11 protein-coding genes are annotated in these 17,705 nt (G+C 70.6%); 8 read left to right on the forward strand and 3 right to left on the reverse strand.

Features of this window, described 5'->3' with window-relative positions; genetic code table 11:
• Positions 1 to 83: 83 nt before the first annotated feature.
• The 8 genes from CMC5_RS46955 to CMC5_RS16465 all read left to right on the forward strand — a co-directional run bounded on the left by CMC5_RS46955 (position 84) and on the right by CMC5_RS16465 (position 11,266).
• The gene (locus tag CMC5_RS46955) at positions 84 to 1,871 is read left to right on the forward strand and encodes a serine/threonine-protein kinase (protein WP_082362539.1); all 1,788 of its coding nucleotides are present in this window, start codon (positions 84 to 86) and stop codon (positions 1,869 to 1,871) included.
• 73 nt (positions 1,872 to 1,944) lie between these two features.
• Positions 1,945 to 2,850 carry a hypothetical protein gene (locus CMC5_RS16435; RefSeq protein ID WP_156338644.1) on the forward strand — a complete coding sequence of 302 codons (906 nt, stop codon included), beginning with the start codon at positions 1,945 to 1,947 and terminating at the stop codon, positions 2,848 to 2,850.
• Positions 2,850 to 3,962, forward strand: a complete 1,113-nt coding sequence (locus tag CMC5_RS16440; RefSeq protein WP_218920276.1) for a hypothetical protein — start codon at positions 2,850 to 2,852, stop codon at positions 3,960 to 3,962. Before CMC5_RS16435 ends, CMC5_RS16440 begins: the two co-directional genes overlap by 1 nt.
• Positions 3,963 to 4,581: 619 nt before the next feature.
• Complete coding sequence (locus tag CMC5_RS16445) at positions 4,582 to 5,124, forward strand: hypothetical protein (protein ID WP_050431331.1); 543 nt, start codon at positions 4,582 to 4,584, stop codon at positions 5,122 to 5,124.
• A gap of 425 nt (positions 5,125 to 5,549) precedes the next feature.
• Positions 5,550 to 6,179: a hypothetical protein gene (locus CMC5_RS16450; protein WP_050431332.1), complete on the forward strand. Its 630-nt coding sequence runs from the start codon at positions 5,550 to 5,552 to the stop codon at positions 6,177 to 6,179.
• Positions 6,155 to 6,982: a DUF4159 domain-containing protein gene (locus CMC5_RS16455; RefSeq protein ID WP_082362540.1), complete on the forward strand. Its 828-nt coding sequence runs from the start codon at positions 6,155 to 6,157 to the stop codon at positions 6,980 to 6,982. The genes CMC5_RS16450 and CMC5_RS16455 overlap by 25 nt, the downstream gene beginning before the upstream one ends.
• Positions 6,979 to 9,411, forward strand: a complete 2,433-nt coding sequence (locus CMC5_RS16460; RefSeq protein ID WP_050431334.1) for a glutamine amidotransferase — start codon at positions 6,979 to 6,981, stop codon at positions 9,409 to 9,411. The genes CMC5_RS16455 and CMC5_RS16460 overlap by 4 nt, the downstream gene beginning before the upstream one ends.
• Before the next feature lie 106 nt (positions 9,412 to 9,517).
• Entirely contained in the window at positions 9,518 to 11,266 is a 1,749-nt protein-coding gene (locus tag CMC5_RS16465; protein WP_050431335.1) for a DUF4215 domain-containing protein, read from the forward strand.
• 9 nt (positions 11,267 to 11,275) lie between these two features.
• Here CMC5_RS16465 and CMC5_RS16470 read toward each other — a convergent pair whose 3' ends face one another.
• The 3 genes from CMC5_RS16470 to CMC5_RS16480 all read right to left on the reverse strand — a co-directional run bounded on the left by CMC5_RS16470 (position 11,276) and on the right by CMC5_RS16480 (position 17,670).
• Positions 11,276 to 15,373, reverse strand: a complete 4,098-nt coding sequence (locus tag CMC5_RS16470; RefSeq protein WP_050431336.1) for a coiled-coil domain-containing protein — start codon at positions 15,371 to 15,373, stop codon at positions 11,276 to 11,278.
• 457 nt (positions 15,374 to 15,830) lie between these two features.
• A complete protein-coding gene (locus CMC5_RS16475; protein ID WP_063796288.1) occupies positions 15,831 to 16,814 on the reverse strand; it encodes an ABC transporter substrate-binding protein in 984 nt (327 codons plus the stop codon).
• Between the two features lie 58 nt (positions 16,815 to 16,872).
• On the reverse strand, positions 16,873 to 17,670 hold the full coding sequence (locus tag CMC5_RS16480) for an ABC transporter permease (RefSeq protein WP_245678468.1): 798 nt from the start codon (positions 17,668 to 17,670) through the stop codon (positions 16,873 to 16,875).
• Between the last annotated feature and the right edge of the window lie 35 nt (positions 17,671 to 17,705).

Consider the following 17,705-nt stretch of genomic DNA (forward strand, 5'->3'; position numbering starts at 1 on the left):
TCGGCGTTTCGGGTCGATGCGTCGTGCTGGCCGATCGGCAGGTCACACGCTAGCGTACGCGGCGGACACGCAGAGAAGGTCGCATGCTCGCCGGACAGCAGATTACGCCTACGTTAAAGCTGGTGCGCCCGCTGGCCGAAGGGGCGATGGGCAGCGTGTGGATCGCCGAGCATCTGACGCTCGGCGTGCAGGTGGCGGTGAAGTTCATGTCCCCCACGCTGGCCGCCGATACCGAGCTGGTGGCGCGATTTCAGCAAGAGGCGCGGGCTGCGGCGACCATCCGGAGCCCGCACGTCGCGCAGGTGTTCGATCACGGCGTGACCGACGAGGGCTCGCTGTGCATCGTGATGGAGCTGCTGGAGGGCGAGACGCTCGGGCGGCGGGTCACGCGGCTGAGAAGACTGCCCGTGGACGAGGTGGTGCACATCGTGTCGCAAGCGGCGCGCGGGCTCGGCAAGGCGCACCGCATGGGCATCGTTCACCGCGACGTGAAGCCGGACAACCTGTTCCTGACCGACCTGGAGGGCGAGCTGTTCGTGAAGGTCCTCGACTTCGGGGTGGCGAAGCGCCACGCGGGGGAAGGGAACCCGGAGATCACCGCCACCGGGATCATGCTGGGGACGCCGCTGTACATGAGCCCGGAGCAGTTCGTGAGCGCGAAGCGGGCGACCGCGCAGTCCGATCTGTGGGGGCTCGCGGCCGTGACGTACTACGCGCTGACGGGAAAGACGCCATTTGCTGGCAAATCCCTGGGTGCGCTGGCCGTGGCGGTGAACGAGGGGGTGTTCTTGCCGCCGCGCCAGCTCCGGCCAGAGCTGCCCGTCGGCATCGACGAGTGGATGGCGAAGGCCTTGAAGGTCAAGCCAGCAGAGCGGTTCGGCTCGGCGGCGGAGATGGTGGATGCCCTCGTGGTTGCCGTGCAGGGGACCCGAGGGGCGCGCGCGTCGATGGACTCGGACGCGAACCCGACCACGGGTCTCCACGTCCCTGGACCGATGGTGAGCGGGGCGCTGCTCCCTGCACCCCTCGCGACGACGCCGCTCGCAGCAGCGCCGGTTGCGACAGCTCCGCCAACCATGACGCCGCTCGCAGCAGCGCCGGTGGCGACAGCCCAGCCGGTAACGACGCCATTCGCGGGAGGGCAGGGGGCGCCTCCGGCGATGAGGGCACCGTCGACGATGTCGCCCATGGCGGCGCGAGGGGCGCCGCTGACCGGGAGGTCGTCGCTCCCTGCGGGAGGGAACCTGGGGGCGTCGGACGGGACGGGTGGGGGGCCTGGTCTTGGTGGCGCTGGACTTGGTGGAACCATCGGGCTCGACGAGGGGCTCCCTCGAGGGACACTGGAGGGCGTCGGCTCGTCTGCGGTCGAGGTGGGGACGCTCCGGGGGCCACTGATGGCGGCCGCCGTCACCATCGGCGCGGCGCTCGCCGTGGGGGGAACGGTGGTCGCGGTGTCGGGGCTGGTCGCGGACGGTGCTTCCCCAGCGACCTCGGCGACTGGTGGGGCTCCCACGGCGCAGCAAGGCGAGGTCGACGCCATGAACGAGGAGACCACGGAGGGCGCGTCCGGGGCCATGGGAGCGGCTGGCGATGGCGGTGAGGCTGCAGCGCGGGGACTCCCTGCAGCAGGCGAGACAGCGGGCGAGGGGGCTGCGGGAGGGTCGGGGAACGGTGTGGCCAGCGAGGGCGAGGCGGGCGTCGTGACGCCAGGGGCGCAGGGGCTCGTGCCTTCGGCAGGTGGCCGCGCGGTGCGACCGCCTCCGGTGCCCCGGAGCAGCGCTTCCGTGGCGCCGGCCAGACCGCCGGCGAGCGCGAAGCCGCCAAACCGCTCCCCGCGTACGAAGACACGGAGGGACGATATTGGCTTCTGAAGGAAGATCGCCGTCGCGAGCTTGGCTGCGGGGTCCCGCTGCGGTCGCGTTCGCGGTGGTGTTCGCGAGCTCCGTGGGTGCGCAGGCGGCCGAGCCGACGGCCAGCGACAAGGAGCGGGCGCGTTCGCTGCTGCTGGATGGGCGGGCGAAGCTCGAGGCGGGGGATGCTCAGGCCGCGGTGAAGGCGTTCGAGGCGGCGCACGCGATCATGGGGGTGCCGACGACGGGGCTGGATCTGGCGCGAGGGCTCGCGGCGTTGGGGAGGCTGATCGAGGCGCGCGCGGTGGCGCTGGAGGTGACCAAGAAGCCTCCGGTCGCGAAGGAGCCCGCGGCGTTCACGCACGCGCGCGGGGAGGCGGCGAGCTTCGCGGAGGCGCTGGCGGGGCGCATTCCTTCGCTGGTGATCGAGGTGAGCGGGCCGCGCACCGGGGACGTGTCGGTGACGGTGGATGGGGGCGCGGTGCCGGCGCAGGCGCTGGGGCTTTCGTGGAAGGTGGATCCGGGCGAGCACACGGTGGAAGCGAAGGCCGCGGGCTTCGAGCGTGCGTCGCGGTCGGTGGCCGTGAAGGAGGGGGAGACGCTCGTGGTGGCGCTGTCGCTGCCCGCTGACCAGGGGGCGGAGGGGAGCGGGGGCGTCCCGGTGTGGGCCTGGATATCGGGGGGCGTGGGGCTGGCAGCGCTGGGGGCAGGGGTGGGGTTCACCATCGACTACGCGAACGTGCGGTCGCAGGTGGATCGAGACTGTCCAGGCGGGGTGTGTCCGGCGGCGCGGTACGACGTGGCGTCGGTGGAGGCGCTGACGGCGCGCTGGGACCGGGATCTGGGGTTCATGGTGGGGCTCGGCGCGGTGGCGGCGCTGGGGATCGGGGCGGCCATTTACGAGGTGGCGTCTGCGGGAGGCGCGGCGCCTGCCGACGTGGCGGTGGTGCCGTGGGTGGGGCCCGGTGTCGCGGGGATGTCGGTGGGGAGGGCTTTCTGATGGGGCGGCGTCGATGCGCGTGGGGGGCTGTCGGCGCGTGGGCCGGGGGATGGAGCGTGCTCGGTGGGTTGCTGCTGTTCGGTGCAGCGTGCGCGCCCGATCTGACGCTGGGGCCAGGGGCGGCGGAGGACTGCGACGACGGGCTGTCGGCGTGCGGCGAGGGCTGTGTCGATACGGCGATCGACGTGGGTCATTGCGGGGCGTGTGGTCACGACTGTCAGGGAGGCGCGTGCGTCGAGGGAATGTGCCAGCCCGTGCGGCTCGGCCAGGGGCCGACGCTGGCGTTCGACGTGGCCGTCGACGCACACAGCGTCTACTGGACGGCGCAAGGGCCGGGAGGCGCGGGCGAGGGGGCGGTGAGCAAGGTGGCGCGCGATGGGAGCGGCGAGGTGACGACGATCGCGGGCCGGCAGCTGGCGCCGCGCGGGTTGGCGCTGGATGAGGAGGACGTCTACTGGGTGAACCAGGACGGCGGCGCGGTCCTCTCCGCACCCAAGGCGGGAGGCTCGGTCAGGACGATCGCCAGCGGGTATACCGTCCGCGATGTGGCGCTCCACGCAGGGGTCGTCTTCTGGACGAGCCAGACGGGCGCCATCTTGCGCGCCGGGCCTGGCGCCGTCGGTGTGGTGACCTTGTTCGAGGGGGACGTCGGGCCTGATGGCATCGCGCTCGATGATCAGTTCGTCTACTGGGCGAACCGGGATACGGGCGATCTTCTGCGGGTGGCGCAGAGCGGAGGGGTGATGGACGCGGATCGTCTCCACAGCGGGCCGGACGGGCCGACGGACATCGCGCTGGACGCCACGCACCTGTACTGGTCGAACCACAAGACGGGGGAGATCATGAAGGTGCCTCTGAATGGCGCGGAGGACGCCGTGGTCCTGAGCGTGGAACAGGACAGCCAGCCATTCGGGATCGCAGTGGACACAGCGTATGTGTACTGGGCGAGCAATGGCTTCGGTCAGGTCAATCGGGCGCCCATCGGCGGTGGCCCCAGGACGGTGCTCGCGTCGAATCAGGACGGGCCGCGGCGTGTTCTGGTCGAGGGAGGCGTCCTTTACTGGACGAACCACACCTCCGGTGAGCTGATGAAGCTCGTGCCACCCCCCTGACGTCCACCGTCGGCGGAGCGCCTCCGCAGTCGGCGGAGCGCCTCCGTGCGTGTTCCGCCTGACGAATTCGTCTGTGCATTCCGGGGGCAGCGTCGAATGCGATTCACCGACCCGGACGCCTGGATCGCATGGCTCCACCACGGGGTGAAGCTATCGAAATGGGTGCGCAATGCACACGTGGACGCCGCACCGTAACCCGCCCGCACATCCGCCCGGTCAACAACCGTGCGCCTTCCAGGCGGACGCGATTTCTATTCTCTGGGGCCATGTTCTGCCCGTCATGCCAGGCCATGGATCATTCCTCGACACAATCGCCGCACGAATCCGTCGCTTCATTGAATCGGCACGCCCTTCGCAAAACGACAATGCAGCCGCCGACGAATCGGAGAGCGACGGCGCAGTGGCCATCAGGGGCTTCCGTGGTCGTGTCGAACCCCGTACCCGATGGCAGCGCGGTCGCGTGCGTCTCGATGGACGAGGCGTTTCTTCGAGCATTCGGTGGTGACCCGGCGCCTTGCGGGGGGCATCGAGGGGTAGGCGCGCATGCCTGACGTGCGCGCGATCGTGCGGGCTTTCGGGTCGATTGCGAGTGCGCGTAACGAGCGCGAGGGGGCGGATCATGAAGAGCATCGTCAAGCAGGGGTCGATTGCGGTGGGCGTGGTCTCGATGGTATTCGCAGCGACGACGGCGCACGCGGGCGGGCTCCCGCTCGTGTCGACGCCGGCGCCTGTTCCCACGACACCCAGTGCGCCGCCGGTGTCTCCGCCGAGCGCGCCGGTTGGTGCGCCCGACTGGACGGCGCCATTCTCGTGCGGATCGGGCAGCGCGGGAGGGTTGCTCGGATCGATTACCAACATCGTCGCCAATACGCTGCAGATTCAGGCGCTGAATCAGGTGAACGTGGAGAACATCTGCGTCGTCGACGTGGATGATGTGCTCAATGGCAACATCCTCAACCTTCTCACCTACAGTACGCTGATCGTGCAGAATCTCTTGAACGTCAGCCTGCTGCAGGTGGTGCTCAACGACGTGGATGTGATCGACAACGATGGCGCCATGCTCAACTTCCAGGACTTCATCAGCATCGGCGACATCAACATCGGCGATGTGGTGGGCAGCGAGCTGCGCAAGGACGGTACGCTGTTCATCTTCCACGAGTGAGCGTCGGCCTCGCGTCGGCGCCGGCCACGAGCAGGCGCCGGCCACGCGTCGGCGCCGGCCTCGAGCAGGCGCCGGCCTCGAGCAGGCGCCTACCTCCTGGGGGAGTGGCGCGCTCCTGGGCGTGGAGGGGTCCTCCGCAGGCTTCCCTGCCGCGCCTTCCAGGTGCAGGCGGGGGACCTGACATCCACGGGCAGATCCTGGCTCCGACGAGCACGGGCGGAGATGGGCTCCCACGAGCATGGGGAACCTGGCGCCGACGAGAAGGATCGGGCTTCCACGAGCGGGCCGAGAGGGGTGGATGGTCGGGCGCCGGCGAGCGCCCGGTGCCTTCCGTGTGCGGCTGCCCCGCGTGTCCACGAGCGGAGCGAGCGCTGGAGGCGCCGCGGCCCTCGCTCACCCCTCGCCGATGGACTACCCTCCGCGCCGTGTCGCGCCTGGTCTCGCTCACCCTGGTCCTCGGCCTCTCGGCTGCCGCTTGCGGTGCGCCCGCGCTTCCGGACCCACGGGAAGCGATGGAGGCGTATGCGGCGGCTGCAGCCAAGGGCGACGCGGACGCGATCTACGCGATGCTCAGCGAGAAAGGGCAGCGGTCCCTGTCGCGTGAAGAGGTGCGGCGCCTGGTCCAGGAGGAGCGGGCCGAGCTGGGGGACCAGGCGCGCAGCCTGGGGGCACCCGCGGTGGTGGTGAAGACGAAGGCGCAGGTGCGCTACCCGGACGGCGAGATCGCCACGCTCGACTACGATCCGGCGACGCGGGCCTTCCAGATCTCGGGGGCGGACGCGTTGCCTGCCGGCGCGCGAACGCCGGCGCAGGCGCTGGAGCAGCTCCGCCGCGTCCTCGCTAGGCGGAGCTACGCGGGGCTCCTGCGCGTGCTCACGCCGGCGACGCGAAGCGCGATCGAGAGCGATCTGCGGTCCCTCGTGGAGGGGCTGACCCAGCCGGAGGGGCTGGTGGTCGATGTGGCGGGGGACTCTGCGACCGTGCAGGTGCCAGGGGGGCACGGTGTGAAGCTGCGGCGAGAAGGCGGCGTATGGCTGGTGGAGGACTTCGATTGACCTGGAGCCGGCGACAGGTGCTGGGCGCTTCGCTCGCCGTTCTGGGAGCGGGGCTCCTGGAGACGAAGGAGGCGAGCGCGTTCGGGGAGGAGGGGGCGTTCAACCCGAGGCCGCTGCTCACCGGGAACGCTCGCTGGGAAGGCGTGCGGACGACGGCGCCGGGGCAGTGGGCGATGGAGCTGGAGCGGCGGACCAGCGCGCCATCCCGCAGGAGCCCGAAGCCGGTGCGCGCGGACGAGCCGGTGCTCCTCGCCGAGCCCTTCGTGTTGTGGGGTGGTGACGCGGACATCCCACCCCTGACGGCGCGCGAGGTGAGCGGTCTGTGGCGCTTCATCGCGCTCGGCGGGATCTTGCTGGTCGACGACTTCGCGCCAGAGACGGGGGCGTTCACCCGCGCCGTGAAGCGGGAGCTGGGACGGGTGATCCCGGAGGGGGCGGCGATCCCGATCGGGCCAGAGAACGTGGTGTTTCGCTCGTTCTATCTGATGCAGCGCGCGGTGGGGCGCGTGGAGGGGACGCGAGAGCTCCAGGCCATCGTGCGGGGTGGGTTGCCGCAGGTGATCTTCTCTGCCCACGATCTGTGCGGCGCGCTGGCGCAAGGGGAGGGGGGGCCGAGCGTGGCGATCACCCCTGGCAGTGATCGGCAGCGCGAGCTGGCCATCCGGCTGTGTGTGAACATCGCGATGTACGTGCTGTGCTCGAACTACAAGGATGATCAGGTCCACGCACCGTTCCTGATGCGGCGGCGCGCGTCGGGCGATGACGGTGCACCTGGCGGCGCCAGGTCCCCGGGGAGGCCGTGAGCGAGCGGTTCTCTCTGACCGGGGATCTCTCCCCGGCGGTGGTGATCGTCACCTGCGCGCTGGCTGCGTTGAGCCTGGTGCTGCTGGGGGTCGAGCTCTTCCGGCGTCGCCAGGCGGGCCGCGGCGTGGGGGTGATCGTGGGCTCCGGCGTGGTGGCCGTGCTGGCGCTGCTCCTCTCGGTGCTGCGTCCGGTGGTGGTGTCGTCGCGCAGCCACACGATGGGGCCCCGGGTGGTGGTGCTGACGGACCTGTCTCGCTCCATGGATCTGCCTGGCGTGGGCGGGACGCGGCGCGAGGTGGCGAAGGAGGCGCTCGAGGCACTGGGGCGGCGCGAGGGGGTGCGGCTCAGCGTGTTCGGCTTCGGAGAAGGGGCGCCGGTGCCCCTGTCGCGCACCGGGGGCAGGGAAGGGGGGGCGCCGACCCCTCCGTCGGACGTGGCGCCCAGCGGCAGTGCGTCCGCGGGGGCGGTGGCCTCGGCGTCGCCGATCGCGCCTGCTCCCACGGCGGTGCGGCCGGCGCTGCGCTCGGACCTGGGGGCCGCGCTGGAGGCGATCGCGCGTGCGCCGGACGAGCGCCCGGCGGCGATCGTGGTGATCTCGGATGGGCGTCTGGATCGGCCTGCTGCGGAGGGCGCAGGGGAGGCCGTCCGAGGGGCGCTGGAGCCGCTTTCGGGAGGCGTGTCGGGGACCGGAGGGGGCGTGGCGCTGCCGCCCGTGCACACGGTCGAGGTGGCGAGCGCGTCGCCCGCGGATGCGAGCGTGCGCGCGGTGCGTACGGCAGGCGCGGCGGTCGCGCATCAGCCGGTGGCGCTGCGGGTGGAGATCGGCTGCGCCGGAGGGCTCGATTGCGAGGGCTCCATCCCGGTGGCGGCGCGCGAGCTGCGGGAGGAAGGTGAGCCCATCCCCCTGGCGCGGGGCGAGGCGCGGATCGAAGGCGGCGCCGGGGTCGTGGAGCTGCCCATCACGCTCGATCGCGCGGGCACGCGGATCCTGGAGGTGAAGATCCAGGCGCCTCCGGGGGACACGCTGCCCGAGAACGACACGCGCTACGTGGCGGTGGACGTGGCCCGCGACCGGATCCGGGTGCTCCACGTGGCGGGGCGGCCGACGTACGACGTGCGCGCGCTGCGGATGTGGCTGAAGAGCGACGCGTCGGTCGACGTGGTGGCGTTCTTCATCCTGCGTACGCCGACCGACAAGGTGAAGGCGCTCGCGGACGAGCTGGCGCTGATCCCGTTCCCCGTCGATGAGCTGTTCAGCATCCACCTGCCGAGCTTCGACGCGGTGGTGCTGCAGGATTTCGATGCGGAGCCCTACGGGCTGACGAAGCACCTGCCGGCGCTGGGGCGGTACGTCGATCGGGGCGGTGGGCTGATCATGGTGGGAGGGCCCAACGCCTTCGTCGCAGGGAACTATGCGCGGAGCGCGGTGGCGCGGGTGCTGCCGGTGAGTCTCGACATCGGGCAGACGCAGGACATCGACGCGGCCTCGTTCACACCGCGGTTGACGCCGGCCGGGCAGGTGGCGCCGGTGCTGAAGCCGCTGCTGGGGTTGATCGGGGCCGAGCTCCCGGAGATGCCGGGGACGAGCGTGGTGGGCGACGCGATGCCCGGCGCGAGCGTGTTGCTCACGCACCCGGCGCGGAAGACGGCGCGAGGGGCGCCGATGCCGGTGCTGGCGCTCGGTGAGCACGGGAGCGGGCGGACCATCGCGCTGACGGTGGATGGGTCACATCGGCTGCTGTTCAGCGCCTTCGCGCAGAACTCGGCGGGGCGCGCGCACGGCGCCTTCTGGGACGCGCTGCTGGGCTGGTTGATGCGGGATCCCCGCTTCGAGCCAGCGACGATCGCCCCGAAGGGGGGCTGCATCGCCGGCGAACCGACGACGCTGCTCTTGCGGACGCTGGGGCTGGGGCTCGGGTCTGGCTCCGGGGAGGCGGGTGCCGCGCCAGCAGAGGCCGTGGTGACGATCAAGCGGCTGGGCTCGGGGGAGGAAGTGCGGACGCTGCGGGCGAAGATCCGGGCCGAAGGGGAGGGGATCGAGCTGGATGCCGGGGTGCTCGAGCCAGGAGGGTATGCGGCGACCGTGGAGGTGGTGCAGTCCGGCGGGGCGACGGGGGCCGAGCCCGAGGGGGCGACGCCGACGCTGAGCAAGGGGCCCGCGACGCGGCGGGACTTCGCCTGCGAGCGTGGAGGCGAGGAGTGGGCGGACCCGCGGCCCGATCGAGAGCGTCTGCAAGCGATCGCGGAGGCGACCGGGGGCAAGGCGGTGATGGCGGCGGATGCCGGCGCGCTGCCGCTGCCCGAGGGGACGCAGGTGCTGGCCGAGCGTCAGGTGCGGGCCCTCTTGCCCCCCTGGGTGTGGACGCTCGTCGCGGCTGCGGCGCTGGGGGCGCACTGGATCACGCGCCGGCGCGCAGGGCTTTCGTAATCCAGGGCGGGTCCGGTGCCTCCCGTCTCGGGAGAGGCTCCGTGGATCACCGGTCCTGTGGTGGTTCACGGGTCCTTCTTGGTACGGTGAGCGTGTGATGGGACCCATGCGTTGGCTGGTCGGTGTCGCGTTGTGTGTCGGTCTCTCGGGGGCAGCGGGGTGCTCGTCGTCCGACGAGGGGCTGTTCGGAGCGGGGGGCTCCGGCGGCGACGCTGGGAGCTCCGGCGAGGGCGCTGGCAGCTCTGGCGGGGCGTGTTCGTCGCCTGCGGACTGTCCGATTCCGCTCAGCCAGTGCGACGCCGCGCGCTGCACAGGGGGGGTCTGCAGCGTGGAGCAGGTGCCCGCGGGGACGCCGACGCGGGATCAGATCCCCGGTGACTGTCGCGTGGTCGTGTGCGACGCGAGCGGCGGGCTCGTGGTGCAGAACGACGACACGGACGTGGTCGATGATGGGCGCGTCTGCACGATCGAGAGCTGCGTGGGTGGGGAGCTGGTGCTCACGGCGGCGCCGCTGGGGACGCTGTGCAGCGAGGGGGGAGGCGTGTCCTGTAATGAGGACGGCGAGTGCGGTGGCGGCGTTTGCGGGGACGGGCTTCTCGGCGTAGGCGAGGAATGCGACGACGGCAACACCGACAACGCCGACGGGTGCCTGGCGACGTGCCGTGTGGCGCGGTGCGGGGATGGGTTTTTGCGCGCCGGCGTGGAGCAGTGCGACGACGGCAATGCGAACGAGGGGGACTGCTGCTCGTCGGCTTGTGTCCCCACCGGGCTCTGCCCCGCGGAGCAGGAGCCCAACGACACGTGCCCTCCTCCCGGGGCGCCGCTCTCGGTGACGACGGAGGTGACGGTGCTCGGGGCGATTCAGCCGGCGGGAGACCAGGACCTCATCGCCTTCACGCTGCCGCTCACCTCCGACGTCCGGATCGCCACCTTCCGGGGCAGCACGCCCGGCGCCTGCGACAACGCGACGGACACGGTGATCACACTCCTCGGCGCCGACTGCTCGACGGTGATCGCCACGGACGACGACGGTGGACCGGCGTACTGCTCGCTGCTCGAGCCAAGCACCACGCCAGCCATGGTGGGTCTACCGCCGGGCACCTATTACCTGCGCGTGACCGCCGTGAACAATGGGGTCATCCCCGCCTACAGCGCGGTGATCTCGGTGGCCTCGGCCTGCGGGAACGGTGTGCGTGAGGGGCTGGAGCACTGCGACGACGGCAACACAGCGTCCGGCGACGGTTGCTCGGCGCAGTGTCGGGCCGAGGAAGGCTTCTTCTGTTCCAGCGCCCAGTCTCCCGGCGTGTGCGCCCCGGTGGAATTCCGGTGCAACGATGGCGCTGACGATGACGGGGATCTGTCGGTGGATCTGGCCGACCTGGACTGTGCGCTGGGGGCGGCGATGGGAGGCTGCGCACCAGGGGAGTCGCTCTACGTGTACCGCTCGAGTGACGTGCCCGAGGCCATCCGGGACCAGAGCACCTCGACCAGCGAGATCCTGGTCGGCCAGCCGGGCGCCGTGCGGAGGGCGGTCGTGCAGCTCTGGATCACGCATACCTACGTGTCCGATCTCGACATCTACCTGGATGCGCCTTCCGGGCAGACGATCGAGCTGTCGACGGACAATGGTGGCGGTGGTGACAACTACACGGGGACGCGCTTCGACAGCACCTGCGCGACGCCAGTGACGTCAGGCTCGGCGCCTTTTGCGGGGTGCTTCCGGCCCGAGCAGTCACTCACCCTGCTCGACGGACAGAGCGCGTCCGGACCGTGGACGCTGAGAGTCCACGACGACGCGGGTGGGGACACGGGGACACTCACTGGCTGGTCGCTCGGACTGTGCGTCGCTCCGTGAGTCGGGTCGTCACGAGCGTGGCGAGGACGCATGGCGGGACGCATTCACGATGGGCCTGAGGTGAGCTGGGCCTCCAAATGAGTCGTCGAGCCACCGCTCGGCGCGTCCGAGCAGGGCGTCGAGGCGTCGACCGTCCCAGCGCCCCGGGAGCGGCAGCTCGCGTCGGTCAGCGCTCGAGCGCTCCCGGTGACCCGACGCGAACATCGCCAGACCCAGCGCTGCACGAAAAGGATCGGCCCCTCCATTCAGCATGAGGTGCGCCTCGGCGACGCGGGCCAGGCTCTGGACCTCGGCGGCGTCCCAGACCACGCCGTGATCGAGGCAGTCCAGGGCTTGCTCCGCGTTTCCCTCCGCGAGGGCCACATCCGCGGCGATCACGCGGGTGGCGAGCTCGCGCACCGCGCTCTGCTGAGGGGACCAGCCACCTTCGGGGGCATCACATCCTTCGCCGCTGACCGGCGTCGCGAGCGCCAAAAGCCAGCCGAGGTCGCAGCGCCCTTGAATGTACTCCGCACCGCGCAGAATGACCGAGAGCGCTTCCTTCTGCCGCCCGAGGTGCAGGAGCGCCATCCCCAGAAGGTGACAGCGGTGCTGGGCCGTCCCGTCGTCCACGCCGGTCATGTCGAGATCGCTCAGCGTGGCGACCACCTCACTCCAGCGGCGCAGGCTCGACACGGCGCGCGCGTGCCCGACGCGGAGTCCGGCGTGCCGCGGGTGAGATTCCATCGCCATCCGATCGAGCTGTCCGCCCTCTTCGGCGCGACCGAGGAGCTGGAGAGCTTGGCTCAGCTCGGAGAGGCGGTCCGGATCGTTGTCGCGCCTCGCCGCTGCGATCCGACGCGCCACGCTGTCTGGTGCTTCGCCCGCGATCGTGCGCGCCAACGCCCGCGTGGCGTCGGCCTGGGCGCCGGTCGGGCGGTGACACGTCGCGGAGACGAGCGACGTCCCCAGGCCGCGCAGGACACCGAGAGGATCCTCCGTGTCGACCGACGGGGGCTCCGGCCCCAGCGTGATCATCTCGAGGCCTTCCGTACGTCCCACCATCATCGCGAGGCCCCCCGAAGCGCACCGCAGGAGCGCGGAGCGCCTGGGAACGGGGCTTCGATAGCGTAGCTCGAGCCCTTCTTCGCGGGCCTCGAACGCCACGAGCTCGCGCTTCGTTCGTGCGTCGTCGATCAGAAAAAACGAGAGCCCCGTCAGTGGATCGCCCGCCCCTGCCACGGCGAACGCGCTCGTGCCGAGCCCTGAGAGGGCCTGAAATGGGCCAGCTTTCCCGTCGACGATCTCCATCCATCCCAGGGCAGGTTCCGCCATGCCGCTCGGAGGGGTGGCGGCGTCTTCTGCTTCCGGGGTGACGGGTCGAGGCGCGCGCACGAGTGCGACGAGCCTGCTGCCCGTCCGATCGAGCTTCCCGGACACCATCGCCGCTGCCGCCACGCCGAGGCGCAGGACTGGTGCATCGACGGTGCCCCCATCGAGCGCCGAGCCATCTTCCGCGTGCAAAGTGACGCCCGACGGCGTGGAGATGGCCACCAGTGGGGGCGTGAGTTCCGAGAGCAGGATCATGCCCGCTTGCGGATGCACCCCCCTCACCTCGCGTGCGCGCTGCTTTCCATCGCGATCGATCACGTGAATCGTGGTCGACATGCGGCGCATCCCGCTCCGGTGGGTGTGCATCATCAGCCATACCCAGCGCGCAGACCCATCCTGTGTCCCCGCAGAGGTCAGGAGGACCTGCTCCACCACCACCTCGGGGACCAGCAGCGAGGACATCTCGCTCCGCGGGACCTGGCGGCTTCTGGCTGTGAACTCGGCGGGGCGGAGGGCCTCGTAGCTCACCACGTCCCAGCCGTCATCGACGCGGAGTTCGAGCACCTCCCCGTGACCACCGAGCACCACGATGCGATCCCCGCTCACCTCGTAACCGAGGAGCCGAAGCGGCGATGGAGTGCGAAGTACCGCGCGGCTCGAGACCTCACCCGTCTTCACGTCGACCAGCCGCACGAAGACCCAGCAGCCCTCGACATCCATGAACACCGTCTTCCGCTCGTCCGTCGCGAGCGACCCGTGTGCGCCACCGATCAGGCGTAGATCCAGATCTCGCGTGGAGACTCTACGCGATCCCGGGCCGAGCGATCGCAAGCGCAGTGCCGAGCGGATGTCCTGGCCGAGTTCTTCGCGGGCCTTCGTGAGCCGCTCCCTCTCCTCCGCATTCGACGCGTCCTCGAGCAGCGACGCGATCGCTTCTCGGGCTTCGAGCAGCGCGCCGCTCGAACGGAGCCACAGGGCCCGTTCACCGAGCACGCGCCGCGCACGGGCCGTGGCCCCTCGTGTGCGCAACGACGCCGCCTCTACCCGGTCTGCTTCGCAGAGCGAGGCGAGGACGTCTTCGGAGAGGAGCTGCAGCGATGCCTCTCGATCGCCGGCGCAGAAGGCCTGCCGCGCGGCATCCAGTCGCCGTTCAGCGGCCTCCTGCGCCATGGCGGCTTGCTTCGCGGCCTCGAGCGACTTCCGCCTGGCGACCGTTCGATCGGCCTGCGCGACGATCCTCTGCGCCTCGTCGAGGACCGAGAGCGCTGGATGTGCCCGGATCCGGGCGAGGGCCTCCTCGGGGGCATCGGCCACGATCTCGGCCGCGTGCTCCAGCTCCATCACGGCGGTCACCGCGGAGCGGGCGCGGGGACCCGCCCCCTCCACGCCCATCGCGTCGAGCCGCGCCAGCGCCACGAGACTCGCCTTCATCCGCACCCGCCGGCGTGTGCTCGCGTCGAGCGCGAGATAGGCCATGAGCCCACTTGTGCGATCCTCTCGAAGACGCGCCAGCACGGACTCTGCCTGCTGGTGGGAGCGAAGCAGCCGGGCCGTGGCGGAGAGCAGCGAAATGCGCTTCTGGACCGCCTCCCTCGCCTCCCTTCCCATGCCGGGCAGCGTCCGTCTCAGCGTCTCCAGAGCGAGATCGACGTCACCCCGACGCTCCGCCGCCTCGGCTTCGACCAGGAGCCTCGCCAGCGTCTTCGCCTCGATCCGGGCATCCACCTCGCGCTGGAGCCGCCGCGCGCCCTCGCTACCGGGCCAGCGCGCCAGCACCTCCGCCGCTTTGAGACGGGCTTCGGCCAGCGCACCCCGCTCCAGCAGCGCCCAGCCTTCCTCCTCCACGGGTCGTGTCTCCTCGGCGCGCGCCTGCGCGAGGTCTTCGACGAGCAGCGTCAGGGCTGGATGAGACGGGGCGCTCTCGCGCAACTGCTCGATGTCTCTGATCGCCGTCTCCAGATCACCTCCAGAGAGCGCCACACGCGCCAGTGTTGCGAGCACCTCGCCCAGCTGGGCCCCCCGGGTGGTTCCCAACCACGCGAGCGCCCGTTCTCGCTCTCCGAGCCGCGCAGCAGCCTGCGCCACCAGGAGTCGGACCGGCTCACTGTCCTTCGCGCCTTTCCCGAGCGTCTCGCCGAGCACCAGCGCCTCGGAATCGGCTCCCAGATGATCCACGAGCAGCTCCAGCAGTGCCTCCGCAGCCTCCGTTTCTGCGCTCACGTCGCCGCGACCCTCTCTCAGAGCCGCCTCGAAAAGCTCCTGGGCATGCGTGTAGTCGTACGCTGCGAGCGCCTCCCAACCAGCGCGCAGATTCCCTGTACGGCTCGATTCGACGGCGCGATCATCCTCAGGAGCATCCTTGGGGAGGCCACCGCTCGGTAGGTTCGTGGCCTTCGGCTGGAGCTTCGATTCCGTGGAGGGAGGACCCACGGCGTTCAGGAGCCCTTCCTGGAAGTCGAGGGCTTGCTGGACGAAGGAGCGCGCATCCTCGTCCAGATCCGCGACCACGGCGTGGCAAGCATCGCTGCCGGAGAGCTCGAGCTGCAGGCTCACCACACCCGCGTGGGCCGAGTAAGGAGAGATGCGGAGTTCGTCTCCGAATCGTCGCACCAGGAGGCTCTGCAGCCGTCGCTTCAGCGTGTATCGACGCGTCGTCTCGGCAGGGGCCAGCTTCAACCCTGTTGGATTCACCGCCCGGATCAGCGACGCGAGTTCGTTCGAGGTCACCCGGACGCGTCCAGAGAGCACGTCCTCCGGATCGAGCGGCGTACCTCGGCCACGGTTCCTCCTCGTCATGATACCCGTCCTTGGTGGCGCAGCCTACCTCAACTCCGGAAGACAGGTGCCGCACGCGGCGTCATCAGCTCGTCTGGTGGTCCGACGTCAGCGAGCGGATCGTCACGCACGCGCTGCACATGCGTAGTCGCATGCGCAACACATGCGTGATGCGATGTCGCACGCTGTCGTCAACGCGCACCAGGCATGCGGATCCTGTCTTCCCCCACCCGAACGCCCCCGCGCTCGGGTCTCCTACGGCTCGATCATAACGCGGACCGCGCAGTGGGGTGCATCGTTCGCAGCGCCTTTTCGACGTCCGCCGTCTCCGCCGTTCGAGGTGCTCGCGCGCATGCTTTCTCCCTGGATTTCACCCTGGATGCCGCCCGGGACTTTCGTCGTTTTTGCATGCGTCGCGTCGTGTTCCGTAGGTGATGCTGTGTGTCGGCGCACTCGCCACCCGCGTGGTGCCGTCGCGTCAGGTGGTCGCCACGAGGAGGGCGTCGAGATCGGGTGCTTTGTCCAGCACGCCGATCTCGACGAGCTGGTTGCCGAGCGTCTCCCAGCGGGCGCGCGTCATCACACCGAGCCCCTTCTCCTTGGCCTCGCTCGTCTCCACGAGCGATCGCTGGGCGTCGGCAGCCGCAGCGAAGGTCTCGGCGTCCATCGAGGTGTTCAGCTTCCCCATCGCCGCGTTGGCGGGCTTCGGGTCGTCGAGGTAGGCGCGCCATCCGGCCTGCGCGGCGCGACGCAGAGCCCGCACCAGGTCCGGCTTCTCTTTCCAGAGCGCGGCGCGCGTGATGACCACCGCGGCATACGGGTTGAACCCCTCGTCGGCCACCAGGAACACGTGCGGCTCCACGCCCTTGCGCCGTGCGGCGAGTGGCTCGGAGAAGACGAAGCACTGCTGCGCGAACTCCTTGCTGGCGACGAACTGTGCGACGCCGCCGTCGTAGGGGACGACCTTGACCTTGTCGAAGCCGAACTTCTTCTTCAGCCAGCCGGCGTACGGCACCCCGGGCTCGATGGCGATCGTCCCGCCCGCGAAGACCTCGGCGAGCGATTTCACGGGGCGCTCCGGGTGGGTCATGATGCACTGGGGGAAGGTCTGGAACGTGGCGAAGACGGGCAGCACGTCGGCGCCTCGGGCCCGCGCCATCAGGATCTCGTCGGCGCCGGCGACGCCGAACTCGGCCTGACCCGTGGCGACCATCTGCACGACCGGCGAGCCCGGCCCGCCCCCGAGAAGCTCCACCTCGAGCCCCTCGCGCGCGAATGCGCCCGACTCGCGCGCGGCATAGAACCCACCGAACTCGGGCTCAGGGACCCAGTTGAGGGCGAACTTGACCTGCGTCTTGCCTCCGGGCGCGGGCGCGCCGCTGCCGCGGGAACACGCAGTGTGCGTGAGGAGCAGAGGCGCGGAGAGGCCGGCGAAGAGAAAGGCGCGGCGGCTGAATGACATGGCCCCGAATCTTGCCGAGGGGCCGCAGTTCCGCAAGCTTCCGCCAGAAAAACAGCGCTCAGGGGCGGGCCGAAGGGTGCCAGCGGCGGAGCAATCTGCCACCCGTGAAGCTCACGACGCCGAAGAGCGCGAGCCCCAGGGCCGCGGCGCAGAGCACGGCGGCGAAGAGCAGATCGGTGCGGAGCTGGCGGTAGGCAGAGAGCACCAGGATCCCGAGACCGGCGCCCCCCTCGGAGAAGCCCGCCACGAACTCGCCCACGATGGCGCCGATGACGGCGAGCCCGGCGGCCACACGCAGGCCCGTGACGATGCTGGGCAGCGCGGCGGGCAGCTCCAGCTTCGTCAGGGTGGCGAGCCTGCCCGCTCCATAGAGGCGGAAGAGATCCCGGAGCGCCGGCTCGACCGAGCGGATGCCGGTGAGCGTGTTGGCGATGACGGGGAACACCGAGACGATGAAGGCGGAGACGCTGACGGCGCGGTCACCAGGGCCGAACCACAGCACGAGGAGTGGTGCGATGGCGACGATCGGCACCGTCTGGAGGAAGACGGTATAGGGATAGAGCGCTCGCTCCAGCAGCCGCGATGAAGACAGGACCACCGCGGCGAGGACGCCGAAGCAGGCGCTGAGCAGGAAGCCCGTCAGCGCAGCGCGGGTGGTGGTCGCCGTGGCGAGGGCAAGGGTCGAGGCGTCTGCCACGGCCACCCTGGCGATGGCGGACGGGGGGGGAAGAAGGAAGGCAGGCACGGCCAGGACCGCGGTCCCGAGCTCCCAGGCGGCGACGAAGACCCCGAGGGCGATCAGCGGCGGCAGGGTGATGCGGAGCAGCGGGTGCTGCGAACGGTGGGGGGGCGACACGCGCGCCGGAGGCTACCACAGCGATCGGCGAGCCC

The organism is Chondromyces crocatus (assembly GCF_001189295.1).
In the GTDB taxonomy this organism is placed as follows: Bacteria; Myxococcota_A; Polyangia; order Polyangiales; family Polyangiaceae; genus Chondromyces; species Chondromyces crocatus.